Annotated in this window: 25 protein-coding genes and 1 tRNA gene; 18 read left to right on the top strand and 8 right to left on the bottom strand. The window is 69.5% G+C overall.

From position 1 onward, the window contains the following. The first annotated feature begins 78 nt into the window (after nt 1–78). Both ACFOD9_RS11935 and ACFOD9_RS11930 read left to right on the top strand, forming a co-directional pair. A complete protein-coding gene (locus ACFOD9_RS11935; protein ID WP_379510338.1) occupies nt 79–1290 on the top strand; it encodes a sulfotransferase family protein in 1212 nt (403 codons plus the stop codon). Between the two features lie 9 nt (nt 1291–1299). After that, complete coding sequence (locus ACFOD9_RS11930; RefSeq protein ID WP_379510337.1) at nt 1300–2565, top strand: hypothetical protein; 1266 nt, start codon at nt 1300–1302, stop codon at nt 2563–2565. Between the two features lie 25 nt (nt 2566–2590). Here ACFOD9_RS11930 and ACFOD9_RS11925 read toward each other — a convergent pair whose 3' ends face one another. Next, entirely contained in the window at nt 2591–3229 is a 639-nt protein-coding gene (locus ACFOD9_RS11925; RefSeq protein WP_379510336.1) for a hypothetical protein, read from the bottom strand. A 137-nt stretch (nt 3230–3366) separates the two neighbouring features. Beyond that, nucleotides 3367–3443, bottom strand: a tRNA-Arg gene (locus ACFOD9_RS11920). Between the two features lie 170 nt (nt 3444–3613). Here ACFOD9_RS11920 and ACFOD9_RS11915 point away from each other — a divergent pair. Together ACFOD9_RS11915 and ACFOD9_RS11910 are read left to right on the top strand one after the other, a co-directional pair. Beyond that, entirely contained in the window at nt 3614–3991 is a 378-nt protein-coding gene (locus ACFOD9_RS11915; RefSeq protein ID WP_379510335.1) for a hypothetical protein, read from the top strand. A gap of 56 nt (nt 3992–4047) precedes the next feature. Continuing rightward, the gene (locus ACFOD9_RS11910) at nt 4048–4560 is read left to right on the top strand and encodes an MmcB family DNA repair protein (protein WP_379510334.1); all 513 of its coding nucleotides are present in this window, start codon (nt 4048–4050) and stop codon (nt 4558–4560) included. Here the strand turns inward: ACFOD9_RS11910 and ACFOD9_RS11905 are convergent. Further along, complete coding sequence (locus ACFOD9_RS11905; protein ID WP_379510333.1) at nt 4557–4730, bottom strand: DUF1289 domain-containing protein; 174 nt, start codon at nt 4728–4730, stop codon at nt 4557–4559. The two genes, ACFOD9_RS11910 and ACFOD9_RS11905, sit on opposite strands and share 4 nt — an antisense overlap. A 289-nt stretch (nt 4731–5019) precedes the next feature. Here ACFOD9_RS11905 and ACFOD9_RS11900 point away from each other — a divergent pair, with 289 nt between their 5' ends. The 11 genes from ACFOD9_RS11900 to ACFOD9_RS11850 all read left to right on the top strand — a co-directional run bounded on the left by ACFOD9_RS11900 (nt 5020) and on the right by ACFOD9_RS11850 (nt 16600). Continuing rightward, complete coding sequence (locus ACFOD9_RS11900; protein WP_379510332.1) at nt 5020–6438, top strand: DEAD/DEAH box helicase; 1419 nt, start codon at nt 5020–5022, stop codon at nt 6436–6438. Nucleotides 6439–6572: 134 nt separating this feature from the next. Next, nucleotides 6573–7253 carry a sterol desaturase family protein gene (locus ACFOD9_RS11895; RefSeq protein WP_379510563.1) on the top strand — a complete coding sequence of 227 codons (681 nt, stop codon included), beginning with the start codon at nt 6573–6575 and terminating at the stop codon, nt 7251–7253. Then, nucleotides 7250–7747 carry a DUF2141 domain-containing protein gene (locus ACFOD9_RS11890; protein WP_379510331.1) on the top strand — a complete coding sequence of 166 codons (498 nt, stop codon included), beginning with the start codon at nt 7250–7252 and terminating at the stop codon, nt 7745–7747. Before ACFOD9_RS11895 ends, ACFOD9_RS11890 begins: the two co-directional genes overlap by 4 nt. 56 nt (nt 7748–7803) lie before the next feature. Then, on the top strand, nt 7804–9081 hold the full coding sequence (locus ACFOD9_RS11885) for an MFS transporter (RefSeq protein WP_379510330.1): 1278 nt from the start codon (nt 7804–7806) through the stop codon (nt 9079–9081). Nucleotides 9082–9160: 79 nt separating this feature from the next. Continuing rightward, the gene (locus tag ACFOD9_RS11880) at nt 9161–10480 is read left to right on the top strand and encodes a hypothetical protein (protein ID WP_379510329.1); all 1320 of its coding nucleotides are present in this window, start codon (nt 9161–9163) and stop codon (nt 10478–10480) included. 105 nt (nt 10481–10585) lie between these two features. Then, complete coding sequence (locus tag ACFOD9_RS11875; protein ID WP_379510328.1) at nt 10586–11971, top strand: M48 family metalloprotease; 1386 nt, start codon at nt 10586–10588, stop codon at nt 11969–11971. A 10-nt stretch (nt 11972–11981) separates the two neighbouring features. Then, the gene (locus ACFOD9_RS11870; protein ID WP_379510327.1) at nt 11982–12746 is read left to right on the top strand and encodes a DsbA family protein; all 765 of its coding nucleotides are present in this window, start codon (nt 11982–11984) and stop codon (nt 12744–12746) included. Nucleotides 12747–12811: 65 nt separating this feature from the next. Further along, nucleotides 12812–13984: a sensor histidine kinase gene (locus tag ACFOD9_RS11865; protein WP_379510326.1), complete on the top strand. Its 1173-nt coding sequence runs from the start codon at nt 12812–12814 to the stop codon at nt 13982–13984. Nucleotides 13985–14035: 51 nt separating this feature from the next. Then, nucleotides 14036–14845, top strand: a complete 810-nt coding sequence (locus ACFOD9_RS11860) for a LytR/AlgR family response regulator transcription factor (protein WP_379510325.1) — start codon at nt 14036–14038, stop codon at nt 14843–14845. A gap of 205 nt (nt 14846–15050) precedes the next feature. Then, nucleotides 15051–15908 (top strand): carboxylating nicotinate-nucleotide diphosphorylase, encoded by an 858-nt coding sequence (gene nadC, locus ACFOD9_RS11855; protein ID WP_379510324.1) that lies wholly within the window; start codon nt 15051–15053, stop codon nt 15906–15908. After that, entirely contained in the window at nt 15905–16600 is a 696-nt protein-coding gene (locus ACFOD9_RS11850; RefSeq protein WP_379510323.1) for a ribonuclease T2 family protein, read from the top strand. The genes nadC and ACFOD9_RS11850 overlap by 4 nt, the downstream gene beginning before the upstream one ends. A gap of 12 nt (nt 16601–16612) precedes the next feature. Here the strand turns inward: ACFOD9_RS11850 and ACFOD9_RS11845 are convergent, their stop codons facing one another. Beyond that, complete coding sequence (locus ACFOD9_RS11845; RefSeq protein ID WP_379510322.1) at nt 16613–17068, bottom strand: nucleoside deaminase; 456 nt, start codon at nt 17066–17068, stop codon at nt 16613–16615. Nucleotides 17069–17193: 125 nt separating this feature from the next. On the opposite strand from ACFOD9_RS11845, the gene rpmB reads away from it, so the two are divergent. Together rpmB and ACFOD9_RS11835 are read left to right on the top strand one after the other, a co-directional pair. Next, entirely contained in the window at nt 17194–17484 is a 291-nt protein-coding gene (gene rpmB, locus ACFOD9_RS11840; protein WP_379510321.1) for a 50S ribosomal protein L28, read from the top strand. A gap of 194 nt (nt 17485–17678) precedes the next feature. Beyond that, a complete protein-coding gene (locus ACFOD9_RS11835; protein WP_379510320.1) occupies nt 17679–17855 on the top strand; it encodes a Flp family type IVb pilin in 177 nt (58 codons plus the stop codon). A gap of 32 nt (nt 17856–17887) precedes the next feature. Here ACFOD9_RS11835 and ACFOD9_RS11830 read toward each other — a convergent pair whose 3' ends face one another. Continuing rightward, the gene (locus tag ACFOD9_RS11830) at nt 17888–19174 is read right to left on the bottom strand and encodes an HD-GYP domain-containing protein (RefSeq protein ID WP_379510319.1); all 1287 of its coding nucleotides are present in this window, start codon (nt 19172–19174) and stop codon (nt 17888–17890) included. A 243-nt stretch (nt 19175–19417) separates the two neighbouring features. On the opposite strand from ACFOD9_RS11830, the gene ACFOD9_RS11825 reads away from it, so the two are divergent. Next, entirely contained in the window at nt 19418–20065 is a 648-nt protein-coding gene (locus ACFOD9_RS11825) for a PilZ domain-containing protein (protein ID WP_379510318.1), read from the top strand. Between the two features lie 19 nt (nt 20066–20084). Here the strand turns inward: ACFOD9_RS11825 and msrB are convergent, their stop codons facing one another. The 3 genes from msrB to ACFOD9_RS11810 all read right to left on the bottom strand — a co-directional run bounded on the left by msrB (nt 20085) and on the right by ACFOD9_RS11810 (nt 22900). Then, on the bottom strand, nt 20085–20573 hold the full coding sequence (gene msrB / locus ACFOD9_RS11820; protein WP_379510317.1) for a peptide-methionine (R)-S-oxide reductase MsrB: 489 nt from the start codon (nt 20571–20573) through the stop codon (nt 20085–20087). 63 nt (nt 20574–20636) lie between these two features. Continuing rightward, nucleotides 20637–21893 carry an ABC transporter permease gene (locus tag ACFOD9_RS11815; RefSeq protein WP_379510316.1) on the bottom strand — a complete coding sequence of 419 codons (1257 nt, stop codon included), beginning with the start codon at nt 21891–21893 and terminating at the stop codon, nt 20637–20639. Further along, entirely contained in the window at nt 21890–22900 is a 1011-nt protein-coding gene (locus tag ACFOD9_RS11810; protein ID WP_379510315.1) for an ABC transporter ATP-binding protein, read from the bottom strand. Before ACFOD9_RS11810 ends, ACFOD9_RS11815 begins: the two co-directional genes overlap by 4 nt. Nucleotides 22901–22991 lie beyond the last annotated feature (91 nt).

Raw genomic sequence — 22991 nt, 5'->3', positions numbered from 1 at the left:
CCCGCGCGGGCCGGGTGGTCCGAGTTTCCTGTTGTCGGCGCGGCGGGCAGCCTGCCACACGGGGCGGGGGAGAATGCCATGCTGACAGCGGATGAATTGCGGGATCGCTACGCCCCGGCCCTGATCGGCTTCGAGGGTCGCCTCGATCCGGCGAGCCTGATGGCCGAGGCCGAAGCGGGGATGGGCTTGGCTGACTGGGGCGGGGAGGAGCATGGCGAAGCCGGGTTCCGCCAGCGCCTCCACCTGCTGTGCGATTCGCTGGAAACGGAATCGGCGCTCAGCCCGCTCGGGCGCTCGCGCGCGCATTCGCGGCTCTATCTCAACCTGTGCGGACGGCTGGGCGTGGTCGATTGGCATCGGCGCCATCGCGCGCCCGCGCCGATCGCAGCCCCTTTGGTCGGGACCGGGCTGGCGCGGGCCGGCACCAGCTTCTTCCACCAGTTGCTGGCGCAGGATCCCGACAACCGGGTGGCGCCGATGGCCGAATGCATGATCCCGGCCCCGCCCCCCGGCGATGCCGCCTTCGATGCCGCCCGCTTCACGCTGGTGGGGCAGATCATGGACTTCCACGGCCTGCGCCGGCCCGAGATCGAGGCGGTTCACCCTTTCGCACCGGAAAACGCCGCCGAATGCCTTGCTCTCCAGGCCAGTGCCATCGGCACCGAATACCAGGCGCATTGGGCCATTCCCACGTTCATGGCCCGGGCCAGCCAGGATATGCCGGACCTGCTGCGCTGGCAGATCGCGGTGATGCAGGCCTTGCAGGACGGCCCGTCCGACCGACGCTGGCTGCTCAAGACCCCGCAGCACCTTGGCACCTGGGAGCAGACGCTCACCGCCTTCCCCGGCGCGCGGGTGTTCATCAACCACCGCGATCCGGCCAGGACCATTCCCTCGATCCTCAGCCTGTTCGCCGCCTTCCACCGGCAGAACACCACCCGCGCGATCGATCCCAAGGCCTTGGCGCGCGGCATGGTCGAGCGGATGGACAGCATGAAGAAGGTTACCGCCTGGCGCGATGCCCATCCGCAATTCAAGGTGGTCGACGTCCACTACAAGCGGATGACCGCCGACCCGATCGGCGAGGCGGAGCGGGTCTATGCCGAATTCGGCCTGCACCTTGGCCCGGCGGCCCGCCAGCGGATGGCCGATTTCGTCAAGACCTCGCGCCATGCCCATGGCCCCAAGCACAGCTATTCGCTGGAGGAGTTCGGCCTGTCGGAGGTCGATATCGAGGCCGTTTTCGGTGACTATCTCGATCGCTACGGCATTGTCCGCGAGCGCGGTTGAGGCAGCGCGATGACAGCGGCACCCATCGTCGACCTGTTCGAGCAGTTGCAGCTGGAACGCGAAGCCCTGCGCGTGCTCGCCGCGCCCGCGATGCAGGCGGCCATGGCCGCCGCCGCCGCCCGGATGCGCGAAAGCTGGCAGGCGCAAACGCCCGACGGCGCGGCGCGGCTGGATGATGCGGTGCGCGGCTATGCCCTGGCCGCGATCGAGAACACGATCCTCGATGATCCGGCCCGCCCGCGGATCATGTGGATCATCACCCAGCCGCACCAGTGGCACGGGCAGGCCTGGCCCGGATCGATGTGGGGCGGGCACAATCCCGACAATTTCTCGCGCGACATCATGATCGACGATGTCTCGACCTACGAGATCAGCGGCCGCCGCACCGGGCCGGGGCCGGCCCAGGCGACCTTCCTGGTCTACGATTCCTTCATCGGCACCACCGCCCAATCAACCGAGGGGGCGAATATCATCGCCAGCCTTCTGGGCGCCGACCTGATGATCGACGGCGATGGCGATTTTCGCATCACCGTCGGCCCCGGGGCAGGCGCGCCGGGCACCAACCACTTGCAGACGCGGCCCGGGGCCAAGGTGCTCAAGATCCGCAATTCGCTGGAAGACTGGGCGGTCGAGCTGCCCGACCAGTTGCGGGTTCGCCGACTGGCCGGGCCGCCGGCCGGCGAACCGCGCTCGGCCGATGTCGTTGCCGAGCGGGCGGCCGCGCTGCTGGCCACCCAGATCGCCTACTGGCTGACCTTCCTTACCCATCGCGCCGCCGGCACGGTCAACGAAACGCGTCCGCCCCAGGCCCGGGCCGGCGGCTGGGGCTATCTGGCCGGGGGCCGCTTTGCCCTTGGCCCGGACGAAGCGCTCGTCGTCACCATCGATACCCTGCGGGCGGACTATATCGGCTTCCAGGTCAGCGACGACTGGATGACCCCGCCCGACTATATCCACCACACCGCCGGCCTCAATCGCAGCCAGGCGCGGCCCGATGCCGACGGCGCCTATACCTTCGTGATCGCGGCGCGCGATCCGGGGGTGTGGAACTGGATCGATACGGTTGGCCTCGGCGAAGGGGGTTATTCGATCCGCTGGCAGGGGGGTGGCGATCCGGCCCCGCCCATCGGCCAGGCCGTGCGCCAGACCCGCCTTGCCCGGATCGCGGAACTGAAGGACCTGCTCCCTGCGGGAACCGTCTGGACCGACGCCGCGATGCGCCAGGCGCAGATCGCGCACCGGGTTGAAACGTTCTGGAAGCGCGTGGGCACCTGAGACGCGCCCCGGGCCTGCCGCATGATTACGCCCGCGAGAGCTTGTCCCAGAACACGACCTCGCGGGTGGCCACGAGGAGATCGGGTTGCGCCGGCAGCGGCGTGCCCTCGATCACCTGCTTCAGCCCCCTGACCGAACTGGCCGCAACCTCGACAACCGCGCGATAGGGCAGGGTGCAGGGCTGGGGCAGCGCCATGTCGTCGCGGCGCAGGTTGACCACCAGCCTGGAGAGCCCCGGCTGGCCGACAAAGGCCTCGGCCGCGGCTTCGGCCTTGCCGGCGTCGGCATAATACAGAAAGGCGGTGAAGCCGCCCGGGTCTCCCGCGACCAGCACCTTGGGGTGGACGAAGAACAGGCCGCTGGAACAGGCGCCGTCGAAGGTGTGGGTCTCGTCCTCGGCCATCCGCGCCTGGCCTTCGCGCACCTGCGGCGAAGGATCGGGTGCGAAAGCCTCGTCCGCCACCACCAGCCAGGCCACGGCATCATAGTCGAGCGAGGCGCCGGCGATGGGGGCCGGCCGCAAGGGTTCGGCCTGGACATAGACCAGCGTCGCATCCGCGAACGGCGTGGACATCCCGAGCGCGCCATGCTGGCGCCAGCGACTGTTGAATTGGTCGGGCGTGAAGCCGGGCTTGCGCTTCATCAGATAGGTGAACTTGAACAAGCGCCCTCTCCCGGTCCGGATGCGAACTGCCTTGGGGACTATGGCAGGTCGGCGGATCAAGGCGAGCCGAAATGGCGATCGGTGCCGACCCGCGGGTTTCGCGGACCGGCCGTGCTTGCGCGGGATGGCTGAAAAGCTGGTGCACCCGACAGGATTCGAACCTGTGGCCTCTGCCTTCGGAGGGCAGCGCTCTATCCAGCTGAGCTACGGGTGCGTGCCGAGGGCGCCTAGCAGAGGCTTGGCGGGCTTGCCAGAGCCAAATGCGTGATCTTGCGGCTGGGGAATGGCGGCGGCGCGGGGCAGTTTGCGCTCTTAGGCATTTTTCAAGGCAGCCGGGCTAACTCGGTTGGCATGACGGCCATGCCTCCCGAATCAGTTCCGTCCGTGCCTGCCCGCGCGGTTCGCCCGGATGCTCCGGCAACTCGGAGCGAGGATGGGGGGCTGACCGGCCGTTGGGCCGCGATCCACGAGGCCGCGGCCGTGGTGGCGGCGCTGGCCGGCCGGGCGGCCGAGCCGGCCGAGCCTGCCGTCCGCGCCTTTCCCGTGGCGATCATGCAGGCTGGCGGCCAACGCCTGGCCGTGGCCCGCCAGGGCATGGACGATCTCTCGCTGATCCTCGAAACCGGCATCCGCGCGCTGCTGGCGGTCCATGCCGGCAAGGCCAGTCCGCAGGCGGCCGCAGAGGCGTTGTGGGCGGAATTCCGCAGCGCGCGCGATGCGCTGCTGGCCCTTTCCCCGCCCGAGCGGCGCCTGCTGGGCTGAACCTGGCTGCGGGTTTGGGGGCTTGCGAAGTTCCCCATATGTTCTAGACTGGCCGCATGGTCAGCCCATTCCCCGCCTCTGATTCCGCAACCGCCGCCGACCGGGATCTGGCCGATCTGCGCCATGCGGCCGCCGTGGCCCGGGGCATCGGCCGGCTGTTCGCGCGCAACGGGATCTGGTGCTTGCCGGAAATGCCGCTGCGCGGCGGGCGGCGGGCCGATCTCATGGGGATCGATGCCAAGGGCCATGTGATCATCGTCGAGATCAAGGTCAGCCGGGCCGATCTGCTGGGCGATGCCAAGTGGCCTGACTATCTCGATCATTGCGACCGGTTCTTCTGGGGGCTGCATCCCGCGCTCGATCGCACCTGCATGGAAACCGAAGCGTTCCGGCCCGAGGCCTGCGGGCTGATCGTGGGCGATGGCTATGATGCGGAAATCCTGCGTCCCGCCCCCCTGCTCCCGCTGGCCGCCGCCCGGCGCAAGGCCGAGGTGGAGCGGCTGGCGCGGGCCTCGCTGCGCCGGCAGGTGGTCAGCGCCGATCCGCATTGCGCGGGCTGGGGCGGCTAGGCCGGCGCCTGATCGCGCGATTGCAGTTGGGCCAGGAGGGCGTGTTTTTCCTCGGCGCGCAGCATCGGCCAGTCGGCGATTTCGCCGAGGGTGCGGCGGCAGCCCAGGCACCAGCCGGTGCGTTCATCGATCCGGCAGACGCGGTTGCAGGGGCTGGGCGGTTCGCGCATCGTGCGCTTCAACCACGGTGCGCCGGGCGGGGCAATGGCGCCGCGCGCAATTTCCTTGCGTTTTCGCGCAATCCTGACTAGGGGGCCGGCGTGGCCGACGCGGGCAGACCCCGCGCAATCGACCGCCAGCGTGAGATATGCGCCAGTCCTCTTGCGGGAACCGGCGCCGGATCCGCGGCGATGCACGGCCCACGCCACACGAGCTTCCCTTTCACGCACGGGTCGCGAAACGCGAACCCATGCCTCCGCGCGACCAGCTCGTTCGCGCGCAACGAAAGTTTTGAATTCCATGTCCTATTTTACCGAACTCGGCCTTGCCGAACCGATCCTGCGTGCGCTTGGCGCCAAGGGCTATGCCGATCCGACGCCGATCCAGCGCCAGTCGATCCCGGCCCTGCTGGAAGGGCGCGACCTGCTGGGCATCGCCCAGACCGGCACCGGCAAGACCGCCGCGTTCTCGCTTCCCTCGCTTCACCGGCTGGCCGCCGATCCCAAGCCGGTCAAGCCGGCCTCGTGCCGGATGCTGGTGCTCTCGCCCACGCGCGAGCTGGCCGCGCAAATCGCCGAGAACATGAAGGGCTATGCCAAGTTCCTGAAGATCCAGATCGAATGCGTGTTCGGCGGGGTGCCCGTGGGCAAGCAGGCGCGCCGGCTGTCGACCGGCGTCGACGTGCTTGTTGCCACCCCGGGTCGCCTGCTCGACCTGATCGACCAGCGCGCGCTCACCCTGCGTAACGTCGAGATCTTCGTGCTCGACGAGGCCGACCAGATGATGGACCTCGGTTTCATCAAGCCGCTGACCCGCGTTGCCGCCCTGCTGCCGAGCGACCGCCAGAGCCTGTTCTTCTCGGCCACCATGCCCCAGGCGATCGCCGATCTCGGCCGGCGCTTCATCAACGATCCGGTGCGGGTCGAGGTGGCCCCCCAGGCCACCACGGCCGAACGGGTCGAGCAGTATGCGACCTTCGTCAATCAGGCGGAAAAGCAGGCGTTGCTGACCATTTCGCTGCGAGCCGGCCTGGCCGACAAGTCGATCGACCGCGCCCTGGTCTTCACCCGGACCAAGCACGGGGCTGACCGCGTGGTGCGCCATCTCGCCGGCGCGGGCGTCAGTGCCGCGGCGATCCACGGCAACAAGAGCCAGGCCCAGCGCACCCGCGCCCTTGAAGGCTTCCGCCAGGGCACGGTGCCGATCCTGGTGGCGACCGACATCGCCGCGCGCGGCATCGACGTGACCGGGGTGAGCCACGTGTTCAACTTCGAGATTCCCAACGTGCCCGAGCAGTATGTCCACCGTATCGGCCGCACCGCGCGCGCCGGGGCCGATGGCGTGGCGCTGAGCTATGTCGCGCCCGATGAGCGCACCTTCCTGCGCGACATCGAACGCCTGACCAAGGTCAAGCTCGAAGCCCGGCCGCTGCCCGAGGATTTCCTCAAGCTCGCCGCCAGCCTGCCCGCGCCCAAGAAGGTCTCGGCCGACGAAGCCGGCGCCGACCGCCAGCCGCGCGGCGATCATCGCGGGGGCCAGCATGGCGGTCGCGGCCAGCAAGGCGGCCGCGGCCAGGGCGGCCGCGATGGCCAGCGCCAGCAGGGCGCGCGGACCGACGGTGACCGGCCCGAGGGCGAGGCGCGGCCCAAGCGCCGGTTCCGCCCGCGCGGTCCCGCCGGCCTTGGCCAGCACGCCGGCAAGGTCCGCCGGGTCGGCTGACCGGACCAGGACCCCGCGAAAGGCCGGCGCCGGGCGCGCCGGTCTTCGCGGGCCTGTCCAACCGCGCGCAATTGCGGCATGACCGGCGCGTGGACGGACCCGTGATCCTTGCCGCCCTGGCCTCGGGCCTGGCGATGACCGCGATCGTCGCGGTGCGCTACCTGCTTGTCAGCGGCGGTTTCGCCCTGGCGACGCGGGCGGTGCGGCCCGGCCTTTATCGCGGGCGGGAGCGGCAGATCCGCGCCGAGATCGGCTGGTCGCTGTTGTCCGCCGCGATCTATGGCCTGCCTGCCGGGCTGGTCGCCTGGGGCTGGCAGGCGCGCGGCTGGACGCGGATCTACACCGAGGCCGGCGCCTATCCGCTGTGGTATCTGCCGGCGTCGCTGCTGCTCTATCTGCTGGCGCACGATACCTGGTTCTACTGGGCCCACCGCCTGATGCACCGGCCCCGCTGGTTTCGCCTCGCCCATGCGGTCCACCATGCCAGCCGTCCGCCCACCGCCTGGGCGGCGATGAGCTTCCATCCGATTGAGGCGATCAGCGGCGCGGTGGTGATCCCGGCGCTGGTGTTCGTTCTGCCGGTCCACGTGGCCGTGCTGGGGCTGGTCCTGGCGATCATGACCGTGATGGGGGTGACCAATCACATGGGCTGGGAAATGTTCCCGCGCGCCGTGGTTCATTCCCGGGCCGGCGCCTGGCTGATAACCGCCTCCCACCATCACCTTCACCACGAGCATTACCGATGCAACTATGGCCTCTATTTCCGCCTGTGGGATCGCCTGTGCGGCACCGATCGCGGGCTGCTCGCGCCGTGAACGCGGCTCGCGCCTTTGGCTGGGCCGTGGTTGCGATTGCCGGCCTGGTAGCCTCCGGGCCAGCCGGCGCCGGCCCCGCCGACGGGCGCCTGCCCGGCGAACACCTGAGCGTGACCGTGAGCGGCCTGCACAGCGCGCGCGGCCAGGTCCTGGCCTGCATCGCCTCCGCGCCGGCGCACTTTCCCGAATGCGGCAAGGATCCGGGCGCGCGGCGCCTGGCCATTCCGGTTGGCCCGGGCGGCACCGTTTCGTTCGATTTCGGGCCGCTTGCGCCCGGCCGCTATGCCGTGTCGCTATTCCATGACGAGAACGCGAACGGCAAGCTCGACACCATGCTGATGATCCCGCGCGAAGGCTTCGGGTTTTCGCGCGATGCGCGGGTGCATTTCGGCCCGCCGCGATTCGATGCGGCGGCCTTCGCGATGAGTGCGGCGCCGCTGCATCTGGCGATCCGGATGCGCTACCTCATGGGATCGCCCGCGCGGCAACGCTGACACGGTATCGCTCGCAAGCGGTTGACCGCGCGGCGATTGCTGCCCATCCCGGGCGGATGGCCGATGGCAGCGAATTACCAGACGGAAACGCGGCAGCCGCCCCCTCGGTGCGGCGCGGCGCCCTGGCGCCGTTCCGCTATCGCGCCTTCCGCGAGGTCTGGCTGGGCAATACGGCGTCGCAGCTGGGATCGCAGATGCAATCCATCGGCGCGGCCTGGCTGATGACCGAACTGACCACGTCGCACGCCATGGTCGCCGCGGTGCCCGCGTCCGGGGCTTTCGCCGTGCTGCTGCTTTCAGTCCCGGCCGGCGCGGTCGCCGACAATTTCGACCGGCGCAAGATCATGCTCGCGGCCCAATCGGCCATGCTGGTGGTTTCGGCCATTCTCGCCGTGCTGACCTGGGCCGGCAAGATCGGTGCTTTCGGGCTGCTGGCCTTTACCATGATGGTGGGGTGCGGCATGGCCTTCAGCCTGCCTTCGTGGACGGCCTCGGTGCGCGCACTGGCCGAGCCGCCGGTCATGCCCCAGGCGATCGCGCTCAACAGCGTGTCGTTCAACCTGGGGCGCAGCGTCGGCCCGGCGCTGGGCGGGCTGGTGCTGGCGGCCGGGGGAGTCGCCACCGCATTCGCGCTCAACGCGCTGAGCTACGTCGCCCTGATCCTTGCCCTGAGCCGGTGGCGGCCCAACCTTCCGGCGCCCCGGCGCGAACCGTTGCTGCGGTCGATCCGGGCCGGCCTGGCCTTCTGCCGGACTTCGGTGCCGGTGCGCCGCGTACTGATCCGCGGCGCTGCCTTCAGTTTCAGCGCGACGGCCATCCAGGGCTTGCTGCCGGTGATCCTGCGCGGCCGGCTGGGCGGCAACGAAACGCAGTTCGGCGTCCTGCTTGGCGCGTTCGGCGTGGGTTCGGTGCTGGGCGCGGTTCTGTCGCCGCCGGTGCGGCGCCGGTTCGGTTCGGAATGGGCGATGATGCTGGGCGCCGCCGGTTCGACCATCGGGCTTCTGGGTCTTGCCCTTGCACCTTCGGTTCCGATGCTGCTCGCCTGCCAGTTTGCCGGCGGGATCGGATGGACCGGATGCCTCACCACGTTCAACGTCGCCATGCAGTTGCGCGTGCCGGCCGAGATCCTCGGACGGTGCATGGCGATCTATCAGGCGGTCACCATCGGTTCGCTGGCGGTCGGGGCCTGGACCTGGGGGCTGCTCGCCGATGCCACCAGCGCCACCGCCGCGGTCTTCGTCGCAACCGTCACGCTGGTGGCGGGAACGCTGGTCCTGCGGGCGCTGTCGCCCCTGCCCGCGCGGGGCGAGGGGGTCGTGCTCGATCGCGGCTGACCCTGCGTGGCGCAACTTAACGGTTAATCAACCATGTTGCGCCAAATCCTGTCGGGCAAATTCGACAGGATGTTGGCAGATGGACAGGTTGCGCGGCGATTTCTCGGACTATTCCGACACCGAGGGCTATGATCCGTCCGAGGACGAGATCGGCCACGAGGCACCGCCGCCCGCCGTCGGCCAGGACGAGCGCCGTCTGCAGGTTCGTGCCTACAACCACTGGGCCAGCCTGCTGGGCGATCGCCCCTGCCCGCTGATCGACGATCTGGCGATCGGCCACCTGCCCGACTTCGATCCCTATGCGGTCCTGCTCGATTTCGCCGAAGGGGTGGACCATCCGGTGGTCAAATATGTCGGCCAGGCGCTGGCCGACGAATCGGGCTGCGCCGGCGAGCCGCTGCGCCACCTGGCCGACGTGCCCGCCCGCACCCTGCTTTCGCGGATCACCGATCACTATCTCCAGATCTTCGGCAACCAGGCGCCGGTCGGCTTCGAGGCCGAATTCGTCAACCAGCGCGGCCGCACGATCCTCTATCGCGGCATTCTCCTGCCCTTCGCGCGCGATGCCGGGAGCGAGGGGATCGACTGCATCTACGGCGTGATCAACTGGAAGGAGCTGGCCGACCAGCAGACCACCGATGCGCTGATGGACGCGATCGACCGGGTCCTGATGAAGCGCACGCCCCCGCGCCGCGAGGCCGAGCCGCTGACCGAATGGGCCGATGGTCCGGCCGATCTGTCGGCCCCGGCCGACGAGCCGCTCGATCTCGGGGTGTTCTCGTTCGCGCCGGACGCCGACTGGAACATCGGGCGCGCGGCGAGCCTCGCCGATATCCTCGCCAGCGCCCGCGAACTGGCGCACAGCGCCCGGTCCGCCGACGACCGCAGCCGCCAGGCGCTCTACGAGGCGATCGGGCGCGCCCACGAATTCGCCCTCGCCGCCGACAGCGATCCCGATGGCCTCAGGGAGCTGGTCGCCGATGCCGGCCTGGTCATGCAGGAGCGCGCGCCGCTGATCCCGGTGGTCAAGCTCGTGTTCGGGGCCGACTACGACAAGACCCGCCTGACCGAATATGCCACGGTCATCGCCCATGCCCGGCGCATTGCCCTGCCGGCGGGCGAACTGGCTCGGTTCCTGGCCGGCCAGGCCGGCGGCCTCAAGGGGGTGGTCCAGCTCGAACGGGGCCTGCGCCGCGCCGAGGCCGGCCAGACCGACGTGCCAGCGCCCGATCGCCTGGCCGCCCGCCTGCGCCTGCTGCCGGCCCGGCCGCTGGCGCCCCAGGGCGAGGAATTCGCCCTGGTTCTCGCGCGGCGCACCCCGGCGGGCGAGGTCGTCCTGCTGGGCGAGGTGACCGATCCCGGCCTCCTCGAACGCGCGGCGCGCCGCCTGCTCGACTGACGGCCCCGGCGATAAGGCGCGCGCAGCGCCGCCAAACCGGCTATGCCCCGGCCCATGGCCGCTTTTCACATGAGGTTCAGGCGTGGGGGTGATGGTGCGGCGGCAATGGCCCCGCTTGCTCCCCGTCTTTCGCTGTCCCGCCTGCCGCGGCAGCTTGCCGCGTTCCTGGCGGTTGCCGTTCTGGCCTGCCAGCCGGTCGCCGCGCAGTCGATCCTGCGCGATGCCGAAACCGAAGCCCTGCTGCACGACATGGCCACCCCCCTGGTCAAGGCGGCCGGGCTCGATCCGCGCAACGTCGATGTCGCCCTGGTGGGGGACAACACGATCAACGCCTTCGTGGTCAACGGGCAGACGGTCTATCTCAATGCCGGCCTGATCAATGCCGCCGATTCGGCCAACCAGGTGCAAGGCGTGATCGCGCACGAACTGGGCCACGTTACCGGCGGCCATGCAATCAGCGGTGAACAGGGCGCCAGGTCGGCCGGGACCATCAGCCTGCTCTCGCTGCTGATCGGCGTGGCCGCGGCGGCGGCGGGCGGCGGCGATGCGGCCATGGCGGCGATGATGGCCGGGCAGAGCGCGGCCATGGGCAAGTACCTGGCCTTCAGCCGCGTCCAGGAGGCCCAGGCCGATGCGGCGGGCGCCGCGTTCCTGGCCAGGTCCGGGATCAGCGGGCGCGGGTCGATCGAATTCTTCAAGAAGCTGGAGGCCGAAGGCTACCGGCGCGGCTACAGCCAGGCCGACCAGGACCCGTTCATGTCCACCCACCCGCTGGAGAGCGATCGCATCGCCCTGCTGGAGGAAACCTACAGGAAGGATCCGGCCTGGACCCGGCCGAGCGATCCGGCGCTCGAGGCCCGTTTCCGCCGCGCCAAGGCCAAGCTCTATGGCTATCTGGCCGAGCCTGAGCAGACGCTGATCGCCTATCCGCTGGCCGATCTGTCGGTTCCGGCGCGCTATGCCCGGGCCTATGCCTGGCACAAGCAGGCGCTGCTCGACCGGGCGATGGGCGAGGTTGACGCCTTGCTCAAGGATGCCCCCGCCGATCCCTATTTCCTGGAACTCAAGGGCCAGATCCTGCTCGAGGCCGGCAAGCCCGCCGAGGCGTTGGCGCCCTTGCGCCGGGCCACCGAGCTGACCGCCAACCAGCCGCTGATCGCCACCACCTTCGGCCATGCCCTGGTCGCCACCGAGGATCCGAAGAACCTGGCCGAGGCCCAGCGCGTGCTGAAGGCGGCCGTGGCGCGCGACCGCGAAAACCCCGATGCCTGGTATCAGCTCGGCGTGGTCTACAATGCCACCGGCGATGCGCCGCGCGCGCGCCTTGCCAGCGCCGAACAGCAGGTGATGCAGGAGCAGTGGGCCATGGCGCTGGGCAGTGCCGAGGCCGCGCTTGGCGGGCTTCCGGCGGGCTCGGCCGATGCCCTGCGTGCACAGGATATCGCGATGCAGGCTCGCGCGGCGATTGAACGCAAGAAGAAGCGCAAGTAAGTCCGCCGCCATGGCCGAACCTTCCCCGCAGCGCTCGCTCGTCCGCAATGCCGTCCTGGCGGTTGTCATCCTCGCGGCCGGCGCCGGGGGCGGCTGGCTCTGGGGATCGCACCGGATCGGCGGCGATCCGGCCGCCCGGCTTGGCCAGGCGGATCGCGCCGCGATCGAGCAGGTGGTCCATGATTACCTGATGGCCCACCCCGAAGTGCTGCCCAAGGCCATGGCCGAACTGGAACGCCGCGAGAATTCGCACCAGCTGGCCAGCGTGCGCGGCGAGGTGGAACGGGCCGTGCCCGGCGCCGTGCTGGGCAATCCTCAGGGCAAGGTCGTCCTGGTCGAATTCACCGACTATGCCTGCGGCTATTGCCGCAAGAGCGTGGCCGATGTCGATGCGCTGATCGCGGCCAATCCCGATCTCAAGGTGGTGGTCCGCGAACTGCCGATCCTCACCCCGGAAAGCACCGATGCCGCCAGGATGGCGCTCGCCGCGGCCGAGCAGGGCAAATATGCCGCCTTCCACAAGGCCATGTTCGCCGGCGGCCGGCCCAGCGCCGAAACCATCGCCGCCGCCGCCGCCGCCGCCGGGCTCGACCTGGCCCGCGCCAGGGCCACCATCGCCCGGCCCGAAACCGAGGCGGAACTGGCGCGCAACCTCGCGCTGGCCAAGAACCTGGGCTTCACCGGCACGCCGAGCTGGGCCATTGGCGATTCGCTGCTGAGCGGCGCCGTGGGTGTGGACCAGCTGGCCAAGGCCATTGCCGAGGCGCGCCGCTGATCGGTGCCCCAAGGAAAGCCCGCAGGGGCTTTCCGCATTTCGCAAAGATGCGCTAGAAGCCCTGCATGGCCGTCCTGCCGTTCCGTCCCACCCCGTTCTTCGCCAACAAGAACCAGGCCTTCTGGCGGCTCCAGGCCGCCGGCTGGGGCGGCGCCCTGGTGCTGCGCGCCATGTCGTCCATCGCCAATGGCCAGCCGGCCTCGTTCCTGGTCATGGTGCTGATCGCCACGGTAACGGGCTTTTCGCTCTCGCTGATCCTGTCGGTGATCTTCCGGCTGCTGATCTCGCAGCGGGCGCTGATCACCTGGGGGGTCACGGCGATGGTCCTGCCGGTGGCGGTCACGCTCTACGCGTTCATCGATGCCTGGGTGATCGGGCTCTACCGCCCGGGCGGCGCCAGCTTCGCCCAGTTGCTGATCGGCGTGTTCTACCTCGACATGACCCTGCTGGCGGCCTGGTCGGCGCTCTACTATGCGATCAATTTCTATCTCCAGATCGAGGAGCAGAACGACCAGCTGCTCCGGCTGGAGAACCAGGCCACCCAGGCCCAGCTCGCCATGTTGCGCTACCAGCTCAACCCGCACTTCCTGTTCAACACCCTGAACTCGATCTCCACCCTGGTCCTGCTCAAGCAGACCGAGCCGGCCAATGCCATGCTGAGCCGGCTCTCGGCCTTCCTGCGCTATACCCTGGTCAACGAGCCGACCGGGCGCGTCACCGTCGCCCAGGAGGTGGAGACCCTGAAGCTCTATCTCGACATCGAGCGGATGCGGTTCGAGGAACGGCTGCGGACCACGTTCCACATCGACGAGGCCTCGCGCGCCGGCCTGCTGCCCTCGCTGCTGCTCCAGCCGCTGGTCGAGAACGCGATCAAATATGCGGTCGGCACGCAGGAGAGCGGCGCGGAAATCACCATCGTCACGCAACTCGTCGGCTCGATGCTTCGCATCACCGTCTCCGACACCGGGCCGGGATTGCAAAACTCGGCCGCGGACAACAGGCTCTCGGGCGTGACCTTCGATGGCGGCGAACCCGTTTCCACTGGCGTCGGCCTCGCGAACATCCGCGACCGGCTGGCCCAGGCCTATGGCGACCAGCACCGCTTCGAGATCGTCGACCCGCCGGAGGGGGGCTTTGCCGTCCTGATCGAAATACCGTTCGAACGCCGCGAACCCGCAGCCGCACTCGCATCGGCGCCAGCCGCCTCGGCGGCCCGCCCCGCGCTTGCGGCGGGTTGAAACCAATCCGCGCGCCGCCCGTATGGGAGGCACGCAACACAAGGGTAGGGCATGACCATTCGCACGATCCTCGTCGACGATGAGAAGCTCGCGATCCAGGGTCTCCAGCTGCGGCTGGAGAAGTTCCCCGACGTGGAAATCATCGACACCTGCTCGAACGGCCGCGAGGCCATCCGCAAGATCAAGACCGAGAAGCCGGACCTCGTCTTCCTCGACATCCAGATGCCGGGGTTCGACGGATTTTCCGTGGTCAAGGGCGTGATGGAGATCGAGCCGCCGCTGTTCGTCTTCGTCACCGCCTACCAGGAGCACGCGGTCCGGGCCTTCGAGGCCAATGCGGTAAATTACCTGATGAAGCCGGTGGACGAGGACAAGCTGGCCGATACCCTGGAGCGCGTCCGCACGCGCCTGGCGGAAAAACGCGGCGTGGAGGAGGCCGAGAAGCTCAAGACCGTCCTGGCCGAAGTAGCTCCCGATGCGATGGACCAGATGCCCGAGGACGACGCCGACGGCGCCGCGCTCGGCGCCGGGCGCTACGAGAAGCTCATCAACATCAAGGATCGCGGGCAGATCTTCCGGGTGGACGTGGACTCCATCGAGCATATCGAGGCCGCGGGCGACTATATGTGCATCCGCACCGCCGACAACAGCCTGATCCTGCGCGAGACGATGAAGGATCTCGAACGCCGGCTCGATCCGCGCGTGTTCCAGCGGGTCCACCGCTCGACCATCGTCAACCTCAACCAGGTCCGCCAGGTGAAGCCCCATACCAACGGGGAATGCTTCCTCGTGCTGGAATCGGGCGCGCAGGTGAAGGTTTCTCGCTCCTACCGCGACGTGGTGGCGCGCTTCGTTCATTAAAGGGTTCGCGCGGAGGCGCGGAGACGCGGAGAGCCTGCGCTGAAATCCCGCGTAGCGCCGGTGAAGGATATGTGTGGCCCGGCCCAAGGGCGATCCTGAGGGCGGCTTTGCTGCAAGCACGACATTCTCCGCGTCTCCGCGTCTCCGCGTCTCCGCGTGAACCACCTCTTGCACAGCGCCCCCCTGTGCGCGAAACGCTTGGGCCATGACCTTTGCCATCCCCGGTTTCGACCTTGCCGCCTTCGTTTCCGCTACCCTTGCCGAGGATCTGGGCGAGGGTTGGCCCGGCGGCGGGCGCGATGTCACCAGCGAGAGCGTGATTCCGGCCGAGGCGCGGTTTGCCGGGGTGATGGACAGCCGCGATGCGATCGTGGTCTGCGGCCTGCCGATCGCCGCCGCCTTTTTCCGCGCGCTCGATCCCGCGGTCGAGATCGAAATCCTGCACGAGGAAGGCGCCAAGGTGCCCGCCGGGACCGAGCTGATGCGGCTGTCGGGCAAGGCGCGGGCCATGTTGACGGCCGAACGGTCGGCGCTCAACACGGTGCAGCATCTCTCCGGGATCGCAACCATGACGCGGGACTATGTCGAGGCCATGCAGGGGCATGGCACGCTGCTCGATACCCGCAAGACCATTCCGGGCCTGCGCCATCTCGAGAAGTATGCCACCCGCACCGGCGGGGCGAAGAACCACCGGCTGGGGCTGTGGGACGCGGCGATGATCAAGGACAACCACGTGGCCGTGGCTGGCAGCGTCGGACAGGCGATCGGCTGCGCCCGCGCGGCAGGGGTCAAAGACATCATCTGCGAGGTGGATCGGCTCGACCAGATCGAGCCCGCGCTCGCCGCCGGGGCAACGCACCTGCTGCTCGACAACATGGACCCTGCAACGCTGATGCAAGCGGTCGGCATCGTGGCCGGACGGGTGCCGACCGAGGCCTCGGGCGGGGTCCGCCTTGATACCATCGCCGCGATCGCCGCATCGGGCGTCACCTATGTGTCGGTGGGCCGCCTGACCCAGTCGGCGCCGGCCGCCGATATCGGGCTGGACTTCACCGCCCTGTGAGGGCGCTTGCCGCCGGCCTGCTGGCGCTCCTGCCGGCGCCCGCGCTGGCCCAGGCCTACCAGTGCAGCCTGCCCCAGCGCCTTGCGCCGCTGCGCCCGGTCGTACCGGACGGGCCGACCCGCAGGGCACCGATTACCGGCTATACGCTGGCGGTCTCGTGGTCGCCGGAATTCTGCCGGCGGGACCGCGATCCGGCCTCGATCCAGTGTTCGGGCCGCAATGGCCGGTTCGGCTTCGTGCTCCACGGGCTGTGGCCGGAAGGGGCCGGCGGGCCGGTGCCGCAGTGGTGCGCGCTGACCCCGCGCCCCGCCCCCGAAACCGTGCGCCAGGGGCTGTGCGCCACGCCGGTGCCCTGGCTGATCGAGCACGAATGGGCCAAGCACGGATCGTGCATGGCGCAATCGCCCGAAGCCTACTGGGGGATCGCCCGCCACCTCTGGGCGCGGTTTCGCTGGCCCGATGCCGACCGGCTGTCGCTGCGCCCGGGGCTGACGGTTGGCGCCTTGCGCGAGGCGGTGGCGCTCGCCAACCCGGGCCTGCCGCGCGAGGCGATCGGCGTGGTGACGAGCGAATCGGGCTGGCTGCGCGAACTGCGGATCTGCCACAACCGGCAGTATCGGCCGGAGGCTTGCCGGCGGAGCGCCTTTGGCCCGGCCGATGGCGCGGGGCTGAAGATCTGGCGGGGGATTTGAGGGTTCAACCCATCACCGCTTCGCCATGAAGAATCCCCGCAGCAGGTTCGCCGATTCGGCCTCGCCCATGCCGGAATAGACATCGGGGCGGTGGAGGCACTGGGGCTGTTCGAAAACCCGCGCCCCATGGTCGACCGCGCCGCCCTTGGGATCGGGCGCGGCATAGTAGAGGCGGGCGATGCGGGCATGGGCGATGGCGCCGGCGCACATGGCGCAGGGTTCCAGGGTGACCCACAGTTCGCAGCCCTCCAGCCGTTCCTGGCCGAGCGCGGCGGCGGCGGCGCGAATCGCCAGAATCTCGGCATGGGCGGTGGGATCGTGGAGGGCGCGGGGCTGGTTGTGCGCGGCGGCGATGACCGCGCCATCGCGGATGATCACCGCGCCGATCGGCACTTCCCCGCGATCGGCGCCGGCGCGCGCCTGGTCCAGCGCCTGTTTCATCGGATCGGGGAGCGGCCAACGCGTCATGGCGCCCGGTTAGCCCGCCAAAGCCCTGTGCACAACTTGACCTTGCCGGGGTGAATCGGTAAGGGCGCGCTTCGCCCCGGCTCCGGCCCCGGTTTCGGGCACCAGATTCTGTAGAGAGCTTAGCCATGTCCCGTATTTGCGAACTGACCGGCAAGGGCCGTCAAATCGGCCACAACGTCAGCCACGCCAACAACAAGACCAAGCGCGTGTTCCTGCCCAACCTGCAGAACGTCACGCTGCTCTCGGAAGGCCTTGACCGGAGCTTCAAGTTCCGCGTGTCCACTCACGGCCTGCGCTCGGTGGAGCACAACGGCGGCCTCGACAACTGGCTGCTCAAGACCGCCGACGTCAAGCTCAGCCCGCGCGCCCTCAAGGTGAAGCGCGAGCTGGCCAAGAAGGCGGCCGTCGCAGCCTGATCGCCGCATCCTTGCGGATCACGAAAAACGCGCCGGGAAACCGGCGCGTTTTTGCGTTTGGGGAGCATTTTCCCGCGAGATTAAAAGGTTTGCGGAATCCTGTCTGCGTGAATCCCCGTAAGTGTTTGCCAATTGTTTACTATCGTCCGGGATAAAGGCCGCGGTTCAAGGGGCGAACCCGGAGGATGATTGCCATGACGAAGACACTCAAGAGCCTGGTCCGCAACGAGGACGGCGCCACCGCCATCGAATATGGCCTGATCGCCGCGCTGATCGCCGTGGCGGTGATGACCACGGTTGCCGGCCTCGGCTCGCAGCTCGACACCACTTTCGGCAAGACCTCGTCGCAGCTGCAGAGCGCGAACGCCTGACCTGGCGGCCGGCGGCGGCCCCGGCGACGGGGTCAGCCGCCGGCGCAGGACCCGGCGAACAGCCGCTCGCGCAGCGGGGCGAAGTCGCCGGGCATCATGGATGCCAGGTCGGCTCGGCCGACGATGCGGTCTTCACCGAAGCACTGGGCAAGGGCGATGTCGCTGGGCGGCAGCGCCCTTTGTTCGTTCCTGGACCAGAAGGTGCGGACGCGTGGGCGGGTGGGATCGCTGTCGTCCTGGGCGACGACCATGGCCAGGCGCCCCGATTCGAGTTCGACCACGGCCCCGATCGGGTGAATGCCGACCGCCTCGGTGAAGCGCATGACCAGTTCGGGATCGAAGCCCGAACCGGGCCGGGCGAGGTGTTCGATCGCCGCCGCCGGATCGAGCGCGGGATGGCCACCGCTATCGTCGACCAGCCAGTCATAGGTGTCGCAGATCGCCGCCATCCGGCCGTATCGGCCGATCACCTCGCCGGCCAGGCCCAGCGGATAGCCGCTGCCATCCAGCCGTTCGTGGTGCTGGAGGCAGGCGGTGGTGACCGCCTCGGGCATCCCGCCGGTATAGAGCAGGTCGTGGCCCAGCTTCACGTGGACCCGGAACAGTTCGGGATCGATATCGCGGAAATCGGCGGAGAGTTCGCCCTGCTGCGGCAGGTGGCCCACGCCCACGTCGAGCAGCAGGCCGGCCATGCCCGCCATGCGGATCTCGCGCGGCTCCAGCTTCATCGCCCGCCCCAGCGAGATCATCAGCGCGCAGACCGACAGGGCGTGGCGATAGACGAATTCGGTATCGCGCTTGCACCGCATCAGGCCGTTGAAGGCATGGGCATTGCGCTGGATCGAGGCGAAGACATCATCGACCACCGGTTCGACCGCGCTTGGCGCCACGGCCTTGCCCAGCCGCGCTTCCAGGAAGGTGCGGTTGATCGCCCGGCGCGACCTTTCGGCGACGCGATTGGCGAGGCCGAACTCGCGGGCCATGGTGCGCGGGGCAAGGCTTCGCAGTTCCGCCTCGCGTTCGGCCGCATCGGGGCTGGCGCCGCGCCCGGCGGCGGCGCGTCGCGCTCCGCGCCGCAGGATGGGCGATTCGGCGGGCGCGCCGCGGGTCGATCCGGACGGGCGAGCGCCGGCCGGCGCTGCGCTGCGCGCGGTATCGATGATCACACCCGGCACCGCGCTGTGGCGCAGGCGCTGGAGCAGGGTTTCATCCTCCAGCAGGAACCGCGCCTTCCAGAACGGATGGCGGAACCAGTTGCCCTCGAGCCGGTGGATGAACATCCCCAGTTCGACGTCGTCGGTTTCGATCCGCTTGAGCATCGGCGCGCGCCTCCCTTTGGTTAAGGGCGCCGGTCTAGGGCCGAGGCTCTTTCCCGTGGGCAAAGCCGCGGCTCCGCGCGATTACCGAGCTGGTGGGCAAGCTGCCGGCAAGGATGACTTTTGCCCATGCTTAACGGTCGGTTAGGCTTGTTGTGGAACAGGAGGGCAACCTGACGCGAACTATCCTGCGGCTGGTTTGGCACTGTGCATGGGGCGCGGGGCCGGCACCAGGGGGCAAGGCGTATGCACGATCCGGTCCATCCGGGGCAGCACGGGAGCGAAGGCTCCGACCAGCGCGCCGCGCCGCGCGTCAACCTGCTGATCCGGCCGGCCAAGCTGGTGGCGCCTTGCGGCGAATACCTGTGCGTATTGCGCGATGCCTCGGCCTCGGGCGTGAAGGTGCGCTGTTTCCATCCCCTGCCGGCCCAGGCCATGGTGCTGGAACTCGGCAATGGCGATCGCTTCGAGGTGGAGCGGGTGTGGGAGCAGGGCGATCATGCCGGCCTGCGCTTTCGCGGCGCCGTTCCGGTCGAATACCTGATCAAGGAGAGCGGGCCTTACCCGCGCCGTCCGGTGCGTCTGCGGCTGGTCCTGCCGGCCCTGCTGGTGGCGGGCCGCGATGCGCTCCATGCCACGGTCCACGACCTGTCGCAGCAGGGCGCGCGGATCGAGTGCGCCGAGCAGCTGGCGATCAACCGGCAGTTCCGGCTGGAGATCGCGGGCTTGGCGCCAATCATCGCCAAGGTGCGCTGGCGCCGGCCGCCCGCCGCCGGCCTGGTGTTCGAGGATACGTTCCGGCTGGAGGATTTCGCCCGGCTGGCCTTCAGGCTCCAGCCCCTGCCCGCGCCGCCCGGCGAACTGGACGACAGCCCGTTCGCGCGCCGGGCCTAGCCGGCCCACGCGCGGGGCTTCACGCGGGCACGAATTTCAGCGCCGCGCCGTTCATGCAATAGCGCTTGCCGGTGGGCTTTGGCCCATCGTCGAACACGTGGCCCAGGTGGCCGCCGCAGCGAGCGCAGTGGACTTCGGTGCGCGGGCCGCCAAGATCCCAGTCGGTCGCATAGCCAACCGCCCGGGGCAGCGGCTGCCAGAAGCTGGGCCAGCCGGTGCCGCTTTCATACTTGGTGGCCGACGAGAACAGCGGATTGCCATCGGCCGCGCAAGCGAAGGTGCCCTTGCGGTGTTCGCCCAGCAGCGGCGAGGTGCCGGGATATTCGGTGCCCTTCTGGCGCAGCACGCGGAACTGTTCAGGGGTGAGCCGCCGGCGCCATTCGGCCTCGGTGAAGTGGACCGGCCAGGCGGCCGCGCTGGCCCGGCCCGGGCCGCAGGCGGCGAGCACCGGCACGGCCGCGCCGGCGGCGAGGAGGCGCAGGGCGTTGCGGCGCGAAAGCTGGGGCATGGGCGGCGACTCCATTTGTCCCCGCCAGCATAGCCCAGCCGGCGCGCCGGCGGGAGTGCCCGTTCAGGCCGCGGCGCGCGCGGCCTTGCGCCAGCGCCGCCGGGTGACGGCCGGTCCCGATTTCATCACCCTGGTGCGGAACAGGCGCGCGCCGAGGCGGATGAACAGCGCCACCCAGCCAGCCTGCCAGGCGAGCGCCAGCAGGTGCTGGCCGAGGCCCGGATCCTGCGCGGCCCGCGCCAGCATGGCGAAGGGCGAGGAAAACGGCACCAGCACGGCGGCCTGTTCGAGCAGCGAACCCGGGCTGGCCACCGCATAGGAGGCGAAGAAGAACACCAGCAATTGCAGCATGGTGACCGGCATCGACAGGGTCTGCACCTCGCGCACGGTGGAGGCCATCGAGCCGATCGCCAGGAACACCGAGCCGAGCAGCAGGTAGGCCATGGCGAAATAGATCGTGCCCAGGGCCAGGAACAGTGGCCAGCCGACCGCCGGCGTGGTCAATTCGGCCAAGCTGCGTCCGCCGGCCACCATGACCGTGGTGCCGACCGCGCCCCAGACCGCGATGCCGACGAAGCTGATCGCCAGCATGGCGAAGAGCTTGCCCAGGAACAGGGCGTCCATCGGGATCGCGGCGGCAAGCACCTCGATGATCTTGTTGGCCTTTTCCTCGACCAGGTTGGACAGGACCATGCCCGCCAGCAACATGGTGAGCAGGAACAGCAGGGTCTGCCCGGCCTGGGCGGTCCGCATCCGGCCAAGCCGGTCGGTGGGCGCGCTGGGCAGGGCCGTCGCGGCGAGGCGGACCTCGGGCCAGGGGCGGGGCGAGGCCTTCTGCGCCTCGGCGGCGAGCAGGGTGACCGGGCCGCGCCATTCGTCGATCAGGCCCGCGGGGCCGGTCAGCACCGGCTGGGCAAGGGTTCCGCTCAGCACGGCGCTGGCCCGGGCGGCATTGTCGTGCAGGAGCTGTTCGGGGGTGGCCTTCGCCGTGGGGGCGAGCGGGAGGAGGGCGGGGACCGTATCTTCGAGCTGCGAGTCGAGCCGGTGGGCCGCTGCGCCCAGGGCCGCGGTTTCGCTCGCGCTCAGCGCCACGGCCAGCACGGGCCGGGTGGCGGTGCGTTCCACGCTGTTACCCACCCCGCTGGCCAGGGCGCCGACCACGAGCGGGAACAGCGGGCCGATCAGGAAGAACAGGAACGAGCGCGACAGCAGCACGGCGGCGAAATCGCGCCGGGCGACGACCAGAGCGGCGGCCAGGGTGGAGAGGCGGCCCGTGGCGGGGCGGCCCGTTGAAAAGGGGATGGAATCGGGGGCGCTCATCGGCGCTGCTCCTCTTCGGGGTTTTCTTCCAGGGCGCGGGCCGCCGCCTCGCCGGCGATGGCGACGAAGGCATCGTGCAGCCCGGCGCGCTCGATCGAGAGCGACAGGATGCCGGCCTCGCCCTCGATCAGGGCGCGCAGCAGGGGTTCGATGCCCGTGGCGGGCAGGGGGAAGTAGAAGAACGAGGAGCCGTCGAGCTTGCGGTCGTGGCGGGCATCGGCCGGCAGGGCGGCGCGCCACGGGCCATCGGCCAGGCGGGTTTCGAGGCGGACCTGGGCGCGGATGCGATCGCGCGCGACGTCGACCGGGCCGGCGAAGGGCACCTTGCCGCCCGCGATGATCGCGATCCCGTCGCACAGGCGTTCGGCATGGGCGATGACGTGGGTGGAGAAGATCACGGTCGTGCCCTTTTCGGCAAGGCCGCGCATCATCTTCTCCAGCTTGCCCTGATTGATCGCGTCCAGCCCGGAGAAGGGCTCGTCGAAGATGACCAGGCGCGGATCGTGGACCAGGCAGCCGAGAATCTGGACCTGCTGGGCCATGCCCTTGGAGAGCTGGCGGATCTGACGATCGGCGGCATGGCCCAGGCCATGGTCTTCCAGCAGCTTCCGGCCCCGGCGGCGGCCCTCGGCCAGCGGCAGGCCGCGCAGGGCGCCGAGGAAGGCGATCGCCTCCACCGCCTTCATCGCCGGGTAGAGGCCGCGCTCCTCGGGCAGGTAGCCGATGGCATGGGCCATGTCGTGGGGGCGTTCGCTGCCCAGCACGCGGCGGTAGCCTTCATCGGGATCGATGATCCCCAGCAGCATCCGCAGGGTGGTCGTCTTGCCCGCGCCATTGGGGCCGAGCACCCCGTAGATCGCGCCTTCGGGAACCGAGAGGTCCACCCCGTCGACCGCGGTGAAGCCGTCGAACCGCTTGACGAGGCCGCGCGCCTCGATGGCGAGCGGGCGTTCGCCCGATTGTGGCGGCGAGGCATTGCCCGCCGCATCCCAAGTGCCTAGTTCCATCTTCATGAGTGTGATCGGTAATCCCTGCTTCGTGAAGAGGAGGATACGCGAGCTTGGTTAACGAGCTGGCCATCGATCGGCTCCTGGCGGA

Source organism: Novosphingobium bradum, from assembly GCF_042646485.1.
In the GTDB taxonomy this organism is placed as follows: Bacteria; Pseudomonadota; Alphaproteobacteria; order Sphingomonadales; family Sphingomonadaceae; genus Novosphingobium; species Novosphingobium bradum.
This window is presented reverse-complemented; position numbering and strand designations above follow the sequence as displayed.